Source organism: Streptococcus devriesei DSM 19639, from assembly GCF_000423725.1.
Lineage (GTDB): Bacteria > Bacillota > Bacilli > Lactobacillales > Streptococcaceae > Streptococcus > Streptococcus devriesei.
This window is the reverse complement of record NZ_KE384085.1, coordinates 69456-86843: the sequence shown is the minus strand read 5'-3', so window position 1 is coordinate 86843 and position 17388 is coordinate 69456. Positions and strand designations below refer to the sequence as shown.

The window sequence follows — 17388 nt, the reverse complement described above, 5'->3', positions numbered from 1 at the left end:
CAGTATGGAAATTCAATTTTTAGGAACTGGCGCCGGTCAGCCGGCTAAGGCCAGAAATGTATCAAGCCTCGTTTTAAAACTTTTAGATGAAATCAATGAAATTTGGATGTTTGACTGCGGCGAAGGAACGCAGCGCCAAATTTTGGAAACAACAATCAAACCGCGTAAAATTAGAAAGATTTTTATCACCCACCTGCATGGCGACCATGTGTTTGGTCTGCCGGGTTTTTTAGCAAGCCGTGCCTTTCAGGCCAATGAAGAGCAGACAGATGTTGATATTTACGGCCCTGTCGGGATCAAAGGGCTGATAATGAGCAGCTTGCGGGCTTCGGGTGCCCGTCTGCCTTATCGCATTCATTTTCATGAGTTTAACGAGAAGCATCTGGGTAAGATTCTTGAAACCGATAAATTTACAGTCTATGCCGAAAAGTTAGACCACACGATTTTTTGTGTGGGTTACCGCGTCGTGCAAAAAGATTTGGAAGGCACGCTCGATGCTGAAAAGCTGACTGCTGCCGGTGTTCCCTTTGGTCCGCTTTTTGGCAAAATCAAAAACGGTCAGGATGTTGTTCTGGAAGACGGAACAAAGATTATTGCCAAAGATTATGTTTCAGCTCCCAAAAAGGGGAAAGTCATCACAATTTTGGGAGATACCCGCAAAACGGATGCCAGTATTCGTCTGGGTTTGGGTGCAGATGTCTTGGTCCATGAGTCGACCTATGGCAAGGGTGATGAAAAATTAGCCAAGCGTCACGGGCACTCAACCAATATGGAAGCAGCCAAGGTGGCAAAAGCTGCTTCGGCCAAGAAACTGCTGCTCAATCACATCAGCGCTCGTTTTCTGTCGAGGGATATCAGCAAGATGAGAAGCGATGCTCAGGAAATTTTTGAAGATGTCCACGTTGTCAGGGACTTAGAAGAAGTAAAACTATGAAAGAACGTATTATTGTTATCACCGGAGCGTCAGGTGGAATTGCTGAGGAAGTGATTAAGCGTCTTCCTCAGACAGACAGACTTGTATTGCTCGGCCGGAGCAAGGAAAAATTGGAAACTATGTATGCTCATCGCAGACCAGTGAGCTGTTTTTCAGTCGATATTACAGATGATGAGGCTGTAAAGGCTATGGTTGATACGATTTATCAAGAGTTCGGACGCATTGATATTTTTATCAACAATGCCGGTTTTGGTGAGTTCAAGGATTTTGATCAATTTTCAAATAGTGACATTCGAGAAATGTTTGATGTCAATACGTTAGCGACCATCAATTTTTCACGCTTTGTCGGTCAGAAAATGGCTGAGGCAGGTTCAGGCCATATTGTTAATATCGCCAGCATGGCGGGACTGATTGCGACGAGCAAGTCAACGATTTACTCAGCCACTAAATTTGCCGTTATCGGTTTTTCCAATGCCCTGCGCTTGGAGCTGGCAGACAAGGGCGTCTATGTGACCACTGTCAATCCCGGACCGATTGCGACGAAATTTTTTGATCAGGCCGATCCCAGCGGTACTTATTTGAAAAGTGTTGAAGAATTTACCCTGCAGCCGAGCGATGTGGCTAAAAAGATAATTGCCCTGTTGGGACAAAACAAACGAGAACTCAGCCTGCCTTGGACCTTGAAGGCAGCACACAAGGCCTATACCCTTTTTCCAAGATTATCGGATTTTCTAGCCAGAAAGGTATTTAATTACAAATGATCACCTCCAAATTTGATTGGAAAATAAAGCAAGAAAAGCCAGATGATGGCTTTTTTGAGCTGATAAAAAAAGAAAAACTCAATCTGACAGCTGCTCAAATTCTCTACGGACGCGGCTTGAAAGAAGCGGATGCTATTGAGAAGTTTTTGCACCCGGATTTGTCACAGCTTCACGACCCTTATCTGTTAAATGATATGGACAAAGCGGTTGAGCGAATTCGCCGAGCTATCGAAGCTGATGAAGCTATTTTAATTTACGGCGATTATGATGCTGACGGTATGACATCCAGTTCTATTGTCAAGGAGGCGCTGGAGATGATGGGAGCCCGGTCTGAAGTGTACCTTCCCAACCGTTTCACCGATGGCTATGGGCCTAATCAAAGTGTCTACAAATATTTTATTGAGCAGCAGGGGATTTCGCTGATTATTACGGTAGACAATGGCGTTGCCGGCAGCGAAGCGATTGCCTATGCGCAAAAGCAGGGAGTCGATGTCATTGTTACAGATCACCACAGCATGCCTGAGGAGCTGCCGGATGCCTATGCCATCATTCACCCGGAACATCCGGATGCAGCCTATCCTTTTCACTATTTGGCAGGCTGCGGCGTTGCTTTCAAACTGGCCTGCGCTCTTTTAGAGTCCATTCCTGTAGAAATGCTGGATTTGGTAGCTATTGGAACGATTGCTGATATGGTTTCTCTGACGGATGAAAACCGTGTCATAGTCAAATACGGCTTGGAAATGCTTAAGCAGACAGAGCGTATCGGTCTGCAGGAATTGCTGGATCTCTCAGGTGTTCAGGCAGACAGCATCAGCGAGGAGACCATTGGCTTTAAAGTGGCTCCGCAGCTCAATGCTCTAGGCCGCTTGGACGATCCCAATCCTGCTGTAGAGCTGCTGACTGGTTTTGATGAAGATGAAGCCCGAGCAATCGCGGTCATGATTAATGAAAAAAATGAGGAACGCAAGGCTATCGTTCAGACAATTTTTGATGAAGCCATGGCCATGGTGGACAAAACAAAACCCGCTCAGGTTCTGGCCAAAGAAGGCTGGCATGCCGGTGTTTTGGGTATTGTCGCAGGACGTATCATGGAAGAAATCAGCCAGCCGGTAATCGTTCTTAATATTGAGAACGGCTTGGCCAAAGGAAGCGCCCGCAGTCTCGATGCGGTTAATATTTTTGCGGCTTTAAATGAACACAGGGATTTGTTTATGGCCTTTGGCGGGCACAGCGGTGCGGCGGGGATGACCCTAGAAGCTGACAAACTGGAACAACTTGAACAAGTCCTCGTGTCCTATATTAAAGAGCACCACATTGATTTATCACAAAAGAACCTGCTGACGATTGATGCCGAGCTTTCTTTGCCGCAGCTGAGTCTTGAAACAGTTAAAGGTTTGGAAAAACTGGCGCCCTTTGGAATGGATAATGCCAAACCGGTTTTTCTGGTAAAGGATTTTAAGGTGAAGCAGGCCAGAACAATGGGGCAAGCTGGTACTCATCTTAAGCTTCGTCTGGCTCAGGAAGCTGCTGAGTTTGACCTGATTGCTTTTAACCAGGGAGCCTTGGTTCAGGAATTTCAGCAGGCTCAAAATCTGGAATTGGCTGTGACCTTGTCGGTCAATCAGTGGAATGGCAACACCAGCCTTCAGCTCATGCTGGTAGATGCTCGGATTGAAGGTATTCAGCTGGTGGACATTCGCTCGCGCAGCAGCGCCCTGCCTCAAGCTGTGCCGATTTTAGATGATAAAACAGCTAGTAAGGCTGTGGTCCTGCTGGAAGTCCCTGAAAATGAAACAGAGCTGCTGGAACTTTTTGCCGATCGCCATTTTGAAGCAATTTACTTCAAAAATAATATTAAGCACCGCTATTATCTGACCGGCTATGGAACGCGAGAGCAGTTTTCAAAGCTCTATAAGACGATCTACCAGTATCCTGAATTTGATGTCCGCTACAAGCTGAAAGAGCTGAGCCGCTACCTCAATATTCCTGAAATTCTCCTTGTCAAGATGATTCAGATTTTTGATGAACTGGATTTTGTCACTATCAAGGACGGTATTATGACCGTCAATAAAGAAGCCGATAAACGGGACATTGCTGAAAGCCGCATCTATCAGGACTTAAAGCGGCTTGTAAAATTTCAGGAGCTGATGGCCCTGGGCACACCGCAGGAAATTTATGATTATCTGACGTCGGGGCAGGAAGACTAAGCCTTGCCTTTAACCTGACCTTATAGTTTCAGGATAAGTCTAAGACGAAAGTGACAGACTCTCCTCACAGCGGACAGTGAAAAAACACCATTCACTAAAAGCCATGAGGAGAGTTTTTTCTGTTTTTTAGAGGGAAGATGCTTATTTCTATTTTTATAGCTAATGTGTTATAATAAAGAGTAAATGATTTTTTGGCAGATTGCCCTAGAAAGTAAGGAAATGGATTTAAAAGATTACATTGCAACTATTGAAGATTACCCGGAAGAAGGGATCCTTTTTCGCGATATCAGCCCCTTGATGGCCAACGGAAATGCTTATAGCTATGCTGTTCGTGAAATTGTTCAATATGCAACAGACAAAAAGATTGATATGATCGTAGGACCTGAAGCACGCGGCTTTATTGTCGGCTGTCCGGTTGCCTATGAGCTGGGAGTAGGTTTTGCGCCGGTCCGTAAGCCCGGGAAACTTCCGCGCAAGGTAATTGAAGCGAATTATGAAAAAGAATATGGTATTGATACGCTGACCATGCATGCCGATGCCATCAAACCCGGCCAGCGCGTGCTGATCGTTGATGATCTTTTGGCAACCGGCGGAACTGTTAAAGCAACGATTGAAATGATCGAAAAATTGGGAGGAGTCGTAGCCGGCTGTGCATTTCTGATTGAGCTTGATGAGCTTGAAGGGCGCAAGGCTATCGGCGATTACGATTATAAAGTGCTTATCCACTACTAAGGATATCTTATAGTTGTTTGCTATATCTAACTAGAGAAATTATATATTTGAAAACTATATCTCCCTGCTTTATAATATTAAAATAGATATTATGTAGAAATGGAGATGTTTTCATGCCAATTACTCTTGATAAAAAATTACCTGCGGTGGATATTCTAAAGTCTGAAAATATCTTCGTCATGGATAATAAAAGGGCAATTCATCAAGACATACGGCCAATGAGCATTCTGATTTTGAATCTGATGCCGACAAAAGTCGCAACGGAAACTCAGCTGCTGCGTCTTTTGGCCAATACGCCTTTGCAGATGAATGTTGACTTTTTATATATGGCCAGCCATCATTCGAAAAATACTCAGGCTGAGCATATGAAGACTTTTTACAAGACCTTAGAAGATATTAGAGGGCATTTTTACGATGGCTTGATTATTACGGGGGCACCTGTGGAGACGATACCTTTTGAAGAAGTTGACTATTGGGAAGAGCTTTGTCAGGTTTTTCAATGGTCTAAGACCCATGTCTATTCAACTCTGCATCTTTGCTGGGGAGCCCAGGCCGGACTTTATTATCGCTATGGTATTGATAAGGCTGATATGGGCGACAAGCTATCAGGTATTTACTGGCAGCAGGTAGAAAAGCCATATAGTCCCTTGATGAGAGGTTTTGATGATTGTTTCCTTGCTCCTCATTCGCGTCATACGGAAGTTCTCTTAAAAGATGTTGTCAATAAGACCAATCTTGAAGTAATTGCCAGCGGTGATGAGGTAGGGCTTTCCATTTTATCAAGCCGTGATATGCGGGAGATTTATAGTTTCGGCCATCTGGAATATGACCGGGAAACCTTGGGCAATGAGTACAAACGCGACCTTAAGGTCGGTAAAAATCCTAAGATTCCAAGAAACTATTATCGAAATGATGACCCAGCATCTTATCCTGAAATGCGCTGGAACCTTGCAGCCGCAACTTTTTTCAGTAATTGGATTAACTATGCAGTCTATCAAGAAACTCCTTATCGCTTGGAGGAGTTAGAAAATGATGTTTCATTTTATGGCTATCTGTAAGGAGGTCCTATGAGCTTTTTGCAACAGTATAAATCAGGGAACTTGGTTTTGCCGAGTGCCTTGCTTTTTCATTACAAAGATATTTTCAGCAGTACTGATGACTTTTTGGTCTGGCAGTTTTTCTATCTGCAAAATACAACAAAGATGGAAGAGATTGCTACCAGTCAAATTGCTGCGGCAGTCGGCAAGACCGTAGCCGAGGTCAATCGCTGCGTTTCAAATTTGATCAGTCAGGAACTCTTAGCCATGAAGACCATTGAGCTGGACGGTGAGAGCGAAGTAATTTTTGATGCCACTCTGGCTCTTAAAAAATTGGATGATCTGCTGGAGCAGCCCAAACAGGGCAAAGGTCAATCAGATTCGGAAGCCGATGGCAGCAATGCTCTTAAAGATTTGGTCGAAGATTTTGAAAGAGAACTGGGACGGCTGCTCAGCCCCTTTGAGCTGGAAGATTTGCAAAAGACTGTTGCTGATGACAAGACCGATCCGGATCTTGTTCGTGCAGCTCTGCGGGAAGCTGTTTTCAATGGCAAGACCAATTGGAATTACATTCAGGCTATTTTGAGAAACTGGCGCCGGGAAGGCATTACGACCCTGCGTCAGGTTGAAGAAAGACGGCAGGAGCGTGAAGAAGCTAATCCGGCTAATGTGACAGTTTCGGACGATTTTCTGTCTGCCATGAATTTATGGAGTGATTCGGATGCGAGATAATAAGAAGGGTATCAGCCTTTCTGAGCGTTTACAGGAAATTGCGAGCTTTGTACCTAAAGGTGCAAGGCTTCTTGATGTTGGGAGCGATCATGCCTATCTGCCGCTTTATCTGCTGGAAAATGGGCATATTGATTATGCCATAGCTGGTGAGGTGGCCAAAGGTCCTTACAGTTCAGCTTTAGAAAATGTGGATCAAGCTGGTTTATCGGATCACTTGGATGTCCGTCTGGCAGATGGCTTAGCGGCTTTTACGGCAGCAGATAAAATTGATGTGATTACGATTTGCGGCATGGGCGGCCGGCTGATGGCAGATATTTTAGAAGCAGGCAAGGCTAAGCTGTCTTTGGTAAAGCAGCTCATTCTGCAGCCTAATAATTGCGAAGATGACCTGCGCCTTTGGCTGATGACCAATGGTTTTGCTATCACGGCTGAAAAGATAGTGACCGATAAACAGAAATACTATGAAATAATAGTAGCTGAGCAGGGTCAGATGAATCTGTCAGCTGTAGATTTGCGCTTTGGCCCTTTCTTGCGTCAGGAACTGTCAGCAGTTTTTAAAGCAAGGTGGCAAAAAGAGCTGTCTAAATTAGAACAGGCCTTGATGAAGATTCCGGAGAAAAATGAAGAGGACCGGCTGGTCCTAAAGACCAAAATAACTCAGATTAAGGAGGTGCTTGATGAAAGCACGGCAAATTATTGAACGCTATGAGGCTTACTGTCCGCAGGATCTGTCTCTTGAAGGAGATATATCAGGTCTTCAAATCGGGACTTTGGATAAAGACGTCAGCCGTATCATGCTGGCTCTTGATGTGCGTGAAGCAACGGTCGCTGAAGCTATTGAACATAAAGTGGATCTGCTCATTGTCAAGCACGCCCCAATCTTTCGGCCCTTAAAAGATTTGACAGCGACTGCGCAAAATCAGCTTTATATTGATTTAATCAAGCATGACATTGCCGTCTACGTCAGTCATACCAATATTGATATTGTTCCTGATGGGCTTAATGACTGGTTTTGTGATTTGCTGGAAGTTACTAATCGCGATATTTTAAGTCCCAGCAAGGACGGCCATGGTATTGGACGTGTCGGAGACATTGCACCGATTAGGTTTGAAGATTTGGCCATGAAAGTCAAAACGATTTTTCACTTGGACAGCATTCGTCTGGTATCTTACGCTGAGGACAATCCTGTTATTTCGCGCTTAGCCATTTGCGGCGGCAGTGCTCAGAGCTTTTATCCTGACGCGCTGGCTAAGGGGGCTCAGGTCTATATCACTGGAGATATCTATTATCATACAGCTCAGGAAATGCTGACAAACGGCCTTTTAGCCTTGGATCCCGGCCATCATATTGAGGTGCTTTTTGCTGACAAACTGGCTGCCAAATTTGAAGCGTGGAAGTCTGAAAATGACTGGGATATTGAGATTTTGACAAGTCAGGCCAATACCAATCCTTTCTATCATTTGTAAGATGATATTCACAATAAATCTGGAGTAAAGCTAAGTAATGAGGACATTTTGATGAGAAAAGTTGCTGTTATCGGCGCAGGGATTGTAGGTTCAACAGCTGCCTACTACCTGTCTAAAGAAAAGGACCTTTCGGTGACTGTATTTGACCAAGGTGACGGCCAAGCTACCAAGGCTGCTGCAGGCATCATCTGTCCTTGGTTTTCTAAGCGCCGCAACAAGGCTTGGTACCGTTTGGCGGGTCTGGGTGCGGATTTTTATCAGACCTTAGTGGCTGATCTGCAAGCAGACGGTTATGAGGCTGATTTTTATGATCAGGCAGGCGTCTTCCTGCTAAAGAAAAATGAAGATAAGCTAGAGGAACTCTATCATATAGGAAAAGAGCGGCAAAAAGAGTCTGCCTTGATTGGACAGCTGCAGCTGCAAAAGCGAACGGACCTTGATGGAGACTTGGCTGATTTGAGCGGCTTTGACAATCTGCTCTATGCTTCCGGAGCGGCCCGTGTTGATGGTGCGAAACTGACACAGACGCTTCTTGCTGCCAGTCAGGCTGAGCTGGTCCGCGAAGAAGCTGTCTTAACAGTCAAAACTGATGGCTGTTACGATGTTTCCGGCCGGACTTTTGACGCCGTTTTGCTTGCCTGCGGCGCCTGGCTGCCTCAAATACTGGAGCCGCTGGGTTATAAAGTCGATGTCAGGCCGCAAAAGGGGCAGCTGAGAGATTTCTTTTTTAAGGATTTAAAAACAGGGCACTATCCGGTGATTATGCCGGAAGGTGAGCTGGATATTATTCCCTTTGCCGGAGGCAAGGTCAGTATAGGTGCTACTCATGAAAATGATCAGGGATTTGATTTAAGCATTGACCATGAGCGTTTAGATGGGTTAGAAAAAGAAGCGCAGCTTTATTTTCCAAAATTAAAAGATGCGGTTTCAGCAAGCGCCCGTGTAGGTATACGTGCTTACACCAGTGATTTTTCGCCATTTTTTGGAGAAGTGTCCGAGCTGCCAGCTGTCTATGCGGCAAGCGGTCTGGGGTCTTCCGGTCTGACAGCAGGACCTCTCATAGCCAATCAGCTGGTAAAAATGCTGACTGGTAAGCCTTTAGACTTGCCGGCCGGTGATTACAGTCTCTGCAACTATGTGATTAAGGGTAGTTAGTGACACCACTAACAAAAAGTGATAAAATGTAAGATGACTAATTATAAAGAGGAGACCTAGAATGAAGGGTATTATTCTTGCAGGGGGTTCTGGAACACGCCTGTATCCACTGACTCGCGCTGCTTCAAAACAACTTATGCCGGTTTATGATAAACCAATGATTTACTATCCGCTTTCAACTCTGATGCTGGCGGGAATCAAAGACATTTTGATCATTTCAACGCCTCAGGATCTGCCGCGTTTTAAGGAACTGCTTCAGGATGGTTCAGAATTTGGCATTAACCTGTCATATGCTGAACAGCCAAGTCCGGACGGACTTGCGCAGGCCTTTATCATTGGTGAAGAATTTATCGGTGATGATAACGTAGCCCTTATTTTAGGAGATAATATTTATTACGGTCCGGGTCTCAGCCGCATGCTGCAAAAGGCTGCCAGCAAGGAAAAAGGTGCGACTGTCTTTGGCTATCAGGTCAAGGATCCGGAGCGCTTTGGGGTGGTTGAATTCGACGACAAGATGAATGCCATTTCTATTGAAGAAAAGCCTGAAAAGCCTAAATCGCACTATGCTGTTACAGGTCTTTATTTCTATGACAATGATGTCATTGAGATTGCTAAAAATATCAAACCAAGTCCTCGCGGCGAATTAGAAATTACAGATGTTAACAAGGCTTATCTTGACCGCGGAGACCTGTCTGTTGAAGTTATGGAGCGCGGGTTTGCCTGGTTAGACACAGGAACGCATGAAAGTCTGCTGGAAGCTGCTCAATACATCGAAACCGTGCAGCGCATGCAAAATCTGCAGGTGGCTAATCTTGAAGAAATCGCCTATCGCATGGGTTATATCACTAAGGAGCAGGTGCTCGAACTGGCTCAGCCCCTTAAGAAAAACGAATACGGACAATACCTGCTCCGTCTGATTGGAGAAGCTTAATGACTGAAAACTTTTTTGAAAAAGAATTAGCCGCTCACAAAATTGCTGCCATTCCCGGGATGATCGAGTTTGACATTCCTGTTCACGGAGACAGCCGCGGCTGGTTCAAAGAAAATTTCCAAAAAGAAAAAATGCTGCCGCTCGGTTTTCCAGAGACTTTCTTTGCTGAGAGTAAACTGCAAAACAATATCTCTTTCTCCCGTAAAAATGTTCTGCGCGGCCTCCATGCGGAACCTTGGGACAAGTACATCTCAGTAGCGGACGAAGGTAGAGTTCTTGGGTCGTGGGTTGACCTGCGTGAGGGTGACACTTTTGGCAATGTCTACCAGACAGTTATTGATGCCTCAAAAGGAATTTTTGTTCCCCGCGGCATCGCTAATGGCTTTCAGGTCCTATCTGACAAGGTAGCCTACACTTATCTGGTTAACGACTACTGGGCCTTGGAACTCAAACCCAAATACGCTTTTGTCAACTATGCAGACCCGGCTCTTGGCATCAAGTGGGAGAATTTAGCTGCAGCGGAAGTCTCAGAAGCTGATAAAAATCACCCACTGCTTAAAGACGTTAAACCGCTGAAAGCAGAAGATTTGTAAAAAAGCTGGCAAAACGATCCCAATGTAAAGAAATTTAAAATAAAACAGGCTGAAAGTGCTGAAGAAAAGCTAGTGCACAGGTATATCTTGTTGAGGCTCTATCTTTCTTACGTTTCTTCATGCCTTTTGTATCTTATGGAGAAAATATGACTGAATTTAAAAACATTATCGTAACCGGTGGCGCTGGTTTCATCGGTTCAAACTTCGTTCACTACGTTTACAACAATCACCCGGACGTTCATGTGACTGTCCTTGACAAACTCACTTACGCCGGTAACCGCGCCAACCTTGAAGAAATTCTCGGCGACCGTGTAGAGCTGGTTGTCGGTGACATCGCGGATAGCGAATTGGTAGACAAATTAGCTGCTAAAGCGGATGCCATTGTTCACTACGCGGCAGAAAGTCACAACGACAACTCGCTCAAAGATCCTTCGCCATTTATCTACACGAACTTTGTGGGCACTTACACACTCTTGGAAGCTGCTCGTAAGTACGACATTCGTTTCCATCACGTGTCTACTGACGAAGTTTACGGAGACCTTCCTCTGCGTGAAGACTTGCCGGGTCATGGTGAAGGCGAAGGTGAAAAATTCACGCCGGAAACCAAGTACAACCCCTCATCACCTTACTCATCTACCAAGGCAGCCTCTGACCTGATTGTCAAGGCTTGGGTGCGTTCATTTGGTGTCAAGGCAACCATTTCCAACTGTTCAAACAACTATGGACCTTATCAGCACATCGAAAAATTCATCCCGCGCCAAATCACCAATATCCTGTCAGGTATTAGACCGAAACTCTATGGTGATGGGAAGAATGTCCGCGACTGGATTCACACCAACGACCATTCAACCGGTGTCTGGGCTATTTTGACCAAAGGACGAATCGGTGAGACCTACCTCATCGGTGCTGACGGTGAAAAGAATAACAAGGAAGTGCTTGAGCTCATCCTTGAAAAAATGGGTCAGCCCAAAGATGCTTATGATCATGTGACGGATCGTGCGGGCCATGATTTGCGTTACGCTATTGATTCGACCAAGCTGCGGGAAGAGCTCGGATGGCAGCCGCAATTTACCAACTTTGAAGAAGGTTTGGAAGATACCATCAAATGGTACACTGAGCATGAAGACTGGTGGAAAGCTGAAAAAGAAGCAGTTGAAGCTAACTACGCTAAAACTCAGAAAGTCATTAACTAAAAAAGCTGCTTTGGTTTTTCGCCAAGCAGCATAAGCAATCCTTGCCGCATCTATTTTTAGTAGACAGAACAAGGCTTTTGTATGAGTTCATAAAAAACGTGCCAAATTCTGGCACGTTTCAGACTGAAGAAAAAGTCTATTTTCTCAAAAAGTAATATTTTGTTATGATACTTTCCTTAGGTAGCACGGACGATAGCGACTTCCTTCGGAATTCCATACCTAGATTTTGAGCCTAGGTCTCAAAATCTCCGAGAGGCAGAAACTCAACGTTTCTGCCTCTTTTGCTACATCGGAAAGTATCGGGTTAGACTTCTTTCATTTTCTACATTATCTTATAAAAAATGAAAAGAGATACTATGATAAAATTTTAGAGAGAATTTAGTTTTGGAAATTTGTCTACAACCTGAAACGTGCCAAATTCTGGCACGTTTTCGCTTTTTATTTTCCGCCGAAAAGTCCTTTGACTTTGTCAGCGAGGCCGTCAAGACCCTTGCCGCCGTCAAGCAGGGCTTTAGCCTGATCAAAGTAATCTCCCAGATCATTTTTGTGCTGATCAATGAAATCCTGAGCAGCAGAGAAGTCTTGTTTTTCAACCAGTTCTTTGACGTGGTTAAACAGTTCAGTTGGGTTCATAGGTTTACCTCATTTCTTTTTCTCTATTAAACCATAAAAGGCGTGAATTTGGAAGTCCCTTTCTTATTTTTGTGCCAGCTGCAGCAAAAAATCATGGCTTTGCAGCTGCTCGCTAGGATCCAGCATGTTTTTAAGATTGATTTCATAGATGGAAGTAGCATCTGGATTGAGCAGCTTAAGAACGGCTTTCCAGTTGATTTTTCCTTGCCCCAAAGGCAGGCTGTCGTGTGTCTTGCCCATAGAATCCACTAAATGATAATGGACAACATGGTCTTTCAAAGTTTTCAGTGAAGCAAGGAGTTTGCGATTGCTGCCCTGCATTTTGATAAAGGCGTGTGAAACATCGTAGGCCAGCCGGTAATTTTTGGCAAATAGCAGAGCGTCATAAGCAGGGTCGCCAAAGTAAAAGAGGGGAGAGATGGAATTTTCAAACATGATGTAACCTCGGCCCAGCTCTGAAAACTTGTCCAGCTGGTCAAAAAGGTATTGATTGGCAGCTTCCCAGCTGCCGTAATAGGCCATCAAAGCTTGATTTCGCATTTCATAAGAACCGTGAAGCAGAACCTGAATATGATGGTCAAATGCCAGCTGCAGCAGGTCATGGGTTGATTTTTCCAAGAAATAAAAGGTCTTAGGAAAGAGCTCTTTAGGTACAATCATCTCCAGAAAATCACCTTGGAAAGTCATCGGCTGATGGAGAATAATTTTGTCTGTAGCGCGCTCCTTAACTTCTTGAATGGCCTCGCCTAGACGCTTGAGTCCGTCTTTTGAAAAATCAGCTTGGTCAGTATAAAATTCCAGCACCTCTGGCTGATGGATCAGGCGGCTGTTTAATTGTTCGGGGTCACTGCTGGTTTTTAAACCTAATTTTGGCACCATATCATCACTCTTTCTCATTTTTAAAGGCCACACAGACCACTTCAGGGACTTTAAAATCATGGCTGAGCTCTGTCAGCCGTCCTGTTTGCCCGTCACGTTTAAAAATGGTAATATTGTCGGAATCTTGATGGCCGACAATGAGGTGACGGTTATCCGGTGTGAGATTAAAGTCACGCGGCTGTCTGCCTGATGTTGGGATGATTTGCAGGCTCTCTAAATTACCCTCATCAGTGACCTTAAAGACTGCAATGGAGTCGTGTCCGCGGTTGCTGGCATAGACAAATTTGCCATCTGAACTGATGCGAATAGCAGCACAGGCATTTTCACCCCTGTAGGCTTTGGGGAGTGTCGAGACTGTTTGGCGGTGTGTGAACTGGCCGTAACCGCAGTAAGTTAGGACTTCTATGCTGGCGTTAAGCTCGCAAATGAGATAGGCAGTTTTTAAATGCGGGTGGAAGACAAGGTGCCGTGCTCCGGCGCCGGGAGCTGCCTGGTAATTGCCGATTCTTTCTGTCTGACCGTTGGGGCGGACAGCATAAGCCGTTACAACATCTGTTCCCAAATCACACGTGACCAGGCAGTTATCAGGTGTCAGGCCTGCAAAATGGACGTGAGCACTGGCTTGGTTAGGATGTATCCCGGAACCGTGATGAACCACTTTATTCACTAGGCTGAGTGTACCGTCATCAGCGATATTATAGATTAAAAGCTCACCCTTATGATAATTGGCACCATAGACTAAGCGGCGCTGCTCATCAACACTGAGGTGGCACAGCGGAGCGCCTGCCTCTAAGACGCGGCTGATGAGATGACCGTCCTGAGTAAAGCTGGCCGCTCCGCCCTTGTCAGCTTGTTTTGAGACGCTGAAAAGATGATTTTGCTTATCAAAAGCCAGATAAGTCGGATTTTCTGCGGCTGCAAACAGCTCCAAATCCGATAGGATTCCCTTTTCAGTATCGAAACGAGCAGTGTAGATACCCTTTGATGTGTGTTTGGTGTAAGTGCCAAAATAAACCCTTTCAATCATTTGAGCCTTCCTTTTAGTTTCTTGTCCAAATTATAGCATAATTTTTGTTATAATAATAAAGGAGAAAAGAGAGGACCTACGAAATGACAAAGTTAGCAACGATTTGTTATATTGATAACGGACGTGAACTGCTGCTCTTGCATCGCAATAAAAAAGAAAATGATGTGCATGAGGGCAAGTGGATCAGTGTCGGCGGCAAAATAGAAAAAGGAGAAAGTCCCGATGAGTGTGCGCGTCGGGAAATTTTTGAAGAAACCCATCTGCAGGTTAAAAAGATGGAGTTCAAAGGTGTCATTACCTTTCCCGACTTTACACCGGGCCACGATTGGTACACCTACGTTTTTAAGGTAACGGATTTTGAAGGGGAGCTTATTTCGGATGAGGAAAGCCGTGAGGGGACACTTGCTTGGGTTCCTTATGACCAGGTACTCCAAAAGCCAACCTGGGAAGGCGATTACGAAATGTTTAAATGGATTTTAGATGATGTTCCCTTTTTCTCAGCCAAATTTACCTATGATCAGAAAAAATTGATTGACAAACAAGTGACGTTTTATGATAAATAGCTTGACAAGCCTCAGCCAAAGAGCAGGCATAAGCTAAGGAATACTTGCTAGGAGGATGCGGATGGACAATAATCAAAGAAAATTTGATGTAACTTGGTTTTTTAAATGGTTCTTAAATAATAAAGCCGTAACAGTTTTACTGGTTTTGCTTTTGGTTTTTTTGAATGTTCTTGTTTTTACGAAAATAAGTCCTATTTTAAAACCCGTCCTTTCTTTTATGGCTGTTATCATGCTTCCCTTGGTCATTTCAGCTCTGCTTTATTATCTTTTAAAGCCTATTGTTGATTTTATTGAAAAGCGAGGTACCAGCCGGGTTACAGCTATTAGCATTGTTTTTGTGTCAATAGCCGGACTTCTGGTTTGGGGAGTTGCTAATATCTTTCCTATGCTCAATGATCAGCTGTCTTCTTTTGTCAGGCAGCTGCCCAGCTATGTTCGGTCTGTTGATAAGCAAGTTTCAGGCCTGTTAAAGAATGATATCTTAGCCAGTTTTCGCCCGCAGATCGAAGAAACGGTTACCAATTTCAGCCAAAAGGCTCTCGATTATGCGGAATCCTTTTCTAAGGGTGCGGTAACCTGGGCAGGCAATTTTGCTTCGGTTATTGCGCGTGTGACGGTTTCTATTTTGATTTCGCCTTTTATTGTTTTTTATCTTTTGCGCGACAGCAGCAAAATGAAAAAAGCCTTTGTCTCTTATCTGCCGACGAAAATGCGTCAGCCGACCCACCGTGTTCTCAGTGATGTCAGCCGTCAGCTGGCAAGTTATGTTCAAGGTCAGGTAACAGTAGCCATTATTGTTGGCTTTCTGTTTTCGCTGATGTTCAGCATTATCGGCCTGCGTTATGCGGTGACGTTTGGGATTTTTGCCGGGTTTTTGAATCTGATTCCCTATGTGGGCAGTTTTTTGGCTACCATACCGGTTTTAATTTTAGCACTGGTTGAAGGCCCGATTATGGTATTGAAGGTCATATTGGTTTTTGTTATTGAACAAACAATTGAAGGACGCTTTGTTTCGCCGCTTGTTCTGGGCAGCAAACTCAGTATCCATCCCATTACCATCATGTTTATTTTGCTGACAGCCGGCTCAATGTTTGGCGTTTGGGGCGTTTTCTTAGGCATTCCTGTCTATGCTTCCCTGAAAGTTCTTGCCAAGGAAATTTTTGAGTGGTACAAACCTGTCAGCGGACTCTATGAAAAAGAAGATGAGGTCAGTAAAGAAGATGTTAAATAGTGAAAAAATGATTGCCGCTATTCACAATCAGGATTTGGCGCATGCTAAAAAATATTTAAAACGAGCGCTGAGAGAAGATGATGCTGAAGCTCTTCTGTCTTTGGCGGACTATTTGCAGTCTATTGGTTTTTACCCGCAGGCTAAAGAAATTTATCTGCAGCTGCAGCCTGATTTCCCTGAAGTGGCTATCAATCTGGCTCAGATTGCAAGTGAGGACGGGCAGATTGACGAGGCGTTTATGTATCTGGATGCCATTGCTCCTGAGAGCCCCGATTATCTGGCAGCGCTTCTGGTTAAAGCTGACTTATACGATGCAGAAGGGCTTACGGATGTTGCAAGGGAAAAAATGCTGGAAGCCAGCCGCATCAGCCAAGATCCTCTTGTGATTTTTGGTCTGGCCGAAATTGAAATGAATTTGGAACTTTTTCAGGAAGCTGTCGAACATTATGCTCAGCTGGATAATCGGGAAATTCTGGAAGCAACCGGCGTTTCAACCTATGAAAGAATCGGCCGTGCTTACGCTGGTTTAGGTAAATTTGAAGCAGCTATTGAGTTTTTTGAAAAGGCCGTCGAAATTGAATTCGATGAGCAGACTGTTTTTGAAACGGCTGTCCTTCTCTATGATCAAGAAGAATACCAAAGAGCTAATCTCTACTTTAAGCAGTTAGATACCATGAATCCTGATTTTGCGGGCTATGAATATGTTTACGCTCTTTCTCTTCATGCTGAACACAAAGCAGAAGATGCCTTGCGCGTGCTGCAGCAGGGTCTGTCCAAAAATGAATTTGACAGCCGTCTGCTGCTGTTAGCTTCACAGCTGTCTTATGAGCTGCACGATAAAAAAGCGGCAGAAGATTATCTGCTGAAGGCTTTGGATGTTGCTGAGGATGATGAAGAAATCCTCATGCGGCTCAGCAACTTATATCTGGAAGAAGAGCGCTTTGAGGAAACGGTAAATCTGGACAATGAATCTATTGACAATGTGCTGACTAAGTGGAACATCGCTAAAGCCTATCAAGCCTTGGACGCTGATGAGAAGGCTCTCGGGATTTACGATGATTTGGCGGTCGATCTGGGCGACAATCCAGAATTTCTCAAGGACTATATCTATATTCTGCGGGAATTCGGCTATAAAGAAAAGGTTAATTCCTTGGCTGACAAGTATTTGCAGCTGGTACCGGATGACAGCGATATAGCAGATTTGCGGGCTCAGCTCTGAGCAGGCAGAAGAAGACATCCGTTTTTGAAAGAGTTTTCACAATTTCGCTCAAAAATTCACAAATAAAAATTCACAAAGTCTGTAAAAATCTGTGG

18 protein-coding genes are annotated in these 17388 nt (G+C 44.5%); 15 read left to right on the top strand and 3 right to left on the bottom strand.

The window, feature by feature from the left end:
• The first annotated feature begins 4 nt into the window (after positions 1 to 4).
• From rnz to rfbB, 12 genes are all read left to right on the top strand, one after another.
• Positions 5 to 934, top strand: a complete 930-nt coding sequence (gene rnz, locus G573_RS0110615) for a ribonuclease Z (protein WP_027976713.1) — start codon at positions 5 to 7, stop codon at positions 932 to 934.
• A complete protein-coding gene (locus tag G573_RS0110610) occupies positions 931 to 1695 on the top strand; it encodes an SDR family NAD(P)-dependent oxidoreductase (protein WP_027976712.1) in 765 nt (254 codons plus the stop codon). The genes rnz and G573_RS0110610 overlap by 4 nt, the downstream gene beginning before the upstream one ends.
• On the top strand, positions 1692 to 3902 hold the full coding sequence (recJ, locus tag G573_RS0110605; RefSeq protein ID WP_027976711.1) for a single-stranded-DNA-specific exonuclease RecJ: 2211 nt from the start codon (positions 1692 to 1694) through the stop codon (positions 3900 to 3902). The genes G573_RS0110610 and recJ overlap by 4 nt, the downstream gene beginning before the upstream one ends.
• A 219-nt stretch (positions 3903 to 4121) precedes the next feature.
• On the top strand, positions 4122 to 4634 hold the full coding sequence (locus G573_RS0110600) for an adenine phosphoribosyltransferase (protein ID WP_027976710.1): 513 nt from the start codon (positions 4122 to 4124) through the stop codon (positions 4632 to 4634).
• Positions 4635 to 4747: 113 nt separating this feature from the next.
• Complete coding sequence (metA, locus tag G573_RS0110595; RefSeq protein WP_027976709.1) at positions 4748 to 5692, top strand: homoserine O-acetyltransferase MetA; 945 nt, start codon at positions 4748 to 4750, stop codon at positions 5690 to 5692.
• 9 nt (positions 5693 to 5701) lie between these two features.
• Positions 5702 to 6403 carry a DnaD domain-containing protein gene (locus G573_RS0110590; protein WP_027976708.1) on the top strand — a complete coding sequence of 234 codons (702 nt, stop codon included), beginning with the start codon at positions 5702 to 5704 and terminating at the stop codon, positions 6401 to 6403.
• Positions 6393 to 7103: a tRNA (adenine(22)-N(1))-methyltransferase gene (locus G573_RS0110585; protein WP_027976707.1), complete on the top strand. Its 711-nt coding sequence runs from the start codon at positions 6393 to 6395 to the stop codon at positions 7101 to 7103. Before G573_RS0110590 ends, G573_RS0110585 begins: the two co-directional genes overlap by 11 nt.
• Positions 7081 to 7869: a Nif3-like dinuclear metal center hexameric protein gene (locus tag G573_RS0110580; protein WP_027976706.1), complete on the top strand. Its 789-nt coding sequence runs from the start codon at positions 7081 to 7083 to the stop codon at positions 7867 to 7869. Before G573_RS0110585 ends, G573_RS0110580 begins: the two co-directional genes overlap by 23 nt.
• 51 nt (positions 7870 to 7920) lie before the next feature.
• Complete coding sequence (locus G573_RS0110575) at positions 7921 to 9024, top strand: NAD(P)/FAD-dependent oxidoreductase (RefSeq protein ID WP_027976705.1); 1104 nt, start codon at positions 7921 to 7923, stop codon at positions 9022 to 9024.
• A 61-nt stretch (positions 9025 to 9085) separates the two neighbouring features.
• Positions 9086 to 9955, top strand: coding sequence for a glucose-1-phosphate thymidylyltransferase RfbA (gene rfbA, locus G573_RS0110570; protein WP_027976704.1), 870 nt, complete (start codon positions 9086 to 9088; stop codon positions 9953 to 9955).
• A complete protein-coding gene (locus G573_RS0110565) occupies positions 9955 to 10548 on the top strand; it encodes a dTDP-4-dehydrorhamnose 3,5-epimerase family protein (RefSeq protein WP_027976703.1) in 594 nt (197 codons plus the stop codon). Before rfbA ends, G573_RS0110565 begins: the two co-directional genes overlap by 1 nt.
• Before the next feature lie 146 nt (positions 10549 to 10694).
• Positions 10695 to 11741: a dTDP-glucose 4,6-dehydratase gene (gene rfbB / locus G573_RS0110560; RefSeq protein ID WP_027976702.1), complete on the top strand. Its 1047-nt coding sequence runs from the start codon at positions 10695 to 10697 to the stop codon at positions 11739 to 11741.
• Positions 11742 to 12179: 438 nt separating this feature from the next.
• On the opposite strand, the gene G573_RS0110555 is transcribed toward rfbB, so the two are convergent.
• From G573_RS0110555 to G573_RS0110545, 3 genes are all read right to left on the bottom strand, one after another.
• On the bottom strand, positions 12180 to 12374 hold the full coding sequence (locus G573_RS0110555; protein WP_027976701.1) for a hypothetical protein: 195 nt from the start codon (positions 12372 to 12374) through the stop codon (positions 12180 to 12182).
• A 63-nt stretch (positions 12375 to 12437) separates the two neighbouring features.
• Positions 12438 to 13253, bottom strand: coding sequence for a sugar phosphate isomerase/epimerase family protein (locus G573_RS0110550; RefSeq protein ID WP_027976700.1), 816 nt, complete (start codon positions 13251 to 13253; stop codon positions 12438 to 12440).
• Positions 13254 to 13257: 4 nt separating this feature from the next.
• Positions 13258 to 14280, bottom strand: a complete 1023-nt coding sequence (locus G573_RS0110545) for a lactonase family protein (RefSeq protein WP_027976699.1) — start codon at positions 14278 to 14280, stop codon at positions 13258 to 13260.
• 83 nt (positions 14281 to 14363) lie between these two features.
• Here G573_RS0110545 and G573_RS0110540 point away from each other — a divergent pair, with 83 nt between their 5' ends.
• The 3 genes from G573_RS0110540 to G573_RS0110530 all read left to right on the top strand — a co-directional run bounded on the left by G573_RS0110540 (position 14364) and on the right by G573_RS0110530 (position 17293).
• The gene (locus tag G573_RS0110540) at positions 14364 to 14843 is read left to right on the top strand and encodes an NUDIX hydrolase (RefSeq protein ID WP_027976698.1); all 480 of its coding nucleotides are present in this window, start codon (positions 14364 to 14366) and stop codon (positions 14841 to 14843) included.
• Between the two features lie 61 nt (positions 14844 to 14904).
• Positions 14905 to 16074, top strand: a complete 1170-nt coding sequence (locus tag G573_RS0110535; protein WP_027976697.1) for an AI-2E family transporter — start codon at positions 14905 to 14907, stop codon at positions 16072 to 16074.
• Positions 16064 to 17293 (top strand): tetratricopeptide repeat protein, encoded by a 1230-nt coding sequence (locus G573_RS0110530; RefSeq protein ID WP_027976696.1) that lies wholly within the window; start codon positions 16064 to 16066, stop codon positions 17291 to 17293. The genes G573_RS0110535 and G573_RS0110530 overlap by 11 nt, the downstream gene beginning before the upstream one ends.
• The last annotated feature ends 95 nt before the right edge of the window (positions 17294 to 17388 follow it).

Coding starts and splice junctions, on each gene's coding strand:
- G573_RS0110540 (WP_027976698.1), top strand. CDS start 14,364: ATGACAAAGTTAGCAACGATTTGTTATATTGATAACGGACGTGAACTG.
- G573_RS0110585 (WP_027976707.1), top strand. CDS start 6,393: ATGCGAGATAATAAGAAGGGTATCAGCCTTTCTGAGCGTTTACAGGAA.
- G573_RS0110555 (WP_027976701.1), bottom strand. CDS start 12,374: ATGAACCCAACTGAACTGTTTAACCACGTCAAAGAACTGGTTGAAAAA.
- G573_RS0110575 (WP_027976705.1), top strand. CDS start 7,921: ATGAGAAAAGTTGCTGTTATCGGCGCAGGGATTGTAGGTTCAACAGCT.
- rnz (WP_027976713.1), top strand. CDS start 5: ATGGAAATTCAATTTTTAGGAACTGGCGCCGGTCAGCCGGCTAAGGCC.
- G573_RS0110565 (WP_027976703.1), top strand. CDS start 9,955: ATGACTGAAAACTTTTTTGAAAAAGAATTAGCCGCTCACAAAATTGCT.
- G573_RS0110610 (WP_027976712.1), top strand. CDS start 931: ATGAAAGAACGTATTATTGTTATCACCGGAGCGTCAGGTGGAATTGCT.
- recJ (WP_027976711.1), top strand. CDS start 1,692: ATGATCACCTCCAAATTTGATTGGAAAATAAAGCAAGAAAAGCCAGAT.
- G573_RS0110545 (WP_027976699.1), bottom strand. CDS start 14,280: ATGATTGAAAGGGTTTATTTTGGCACTTACACCAAACACACATCAAAG.
- G573_RS0110535 (WP_027976697.1), top strand. CDS start 14,905: ATGGACAATAATCAAAGAAAATTTGATGTAACTTGGTTTTTTAAATGG.
- G573_RS0110530 (WP_027976696.1), top strand. CDS start 16,064: ATGTTAAATAGTGAAAAAATGATTGCCGCTATTCACAATCAGGATTTG.
- G573_RS0110590 (WP_027976708.1), top strand. CDS start 5,702: ATGAGCTTTTTGCAACAGTATAAATCAGGGAACTTGGTTTTGCCGAGT.
- rfbA (WP_027976704.1), top strand. CDS start 9,086: ATGAAGGGTATTATTCTTGCAGGGGGTTCTGGAACACGCCTGTATCCA.
- G573_RS0110600 (WP_027976710.1), top strand. CDS start 4,122: ATGGATTTAAAAGATTACATTGCAACTATTGAAGATTACCCGGAAGAA.
- G573_RS0110550 (WP_027976700.1), bottom strand. CDS start 13,253: ATGGTGCCAAAATTAGGTTTAAAAACCAGCAGTGACCCCGAACAATTA.
- G573_RS0110580 (WP_027976706.1), top strand. CDS start 7,081: ATGAAAGCACGGCAAATTATTGAACGCTATGAGGCTTACTGTCCGCAG.
- metA (WP_027976709.1), top strand. CDS start 4,748: ATGCCAATTACTCTTGATAAAAAATTACCTGCGGTGGATATTCTAAAG.
- rfbB (WP_027976702.1), top strand. CDS start 10,695: ATGACTGAATTTAAAAACATTATCGTAACCGGTGGCGCTGGTTTCATC.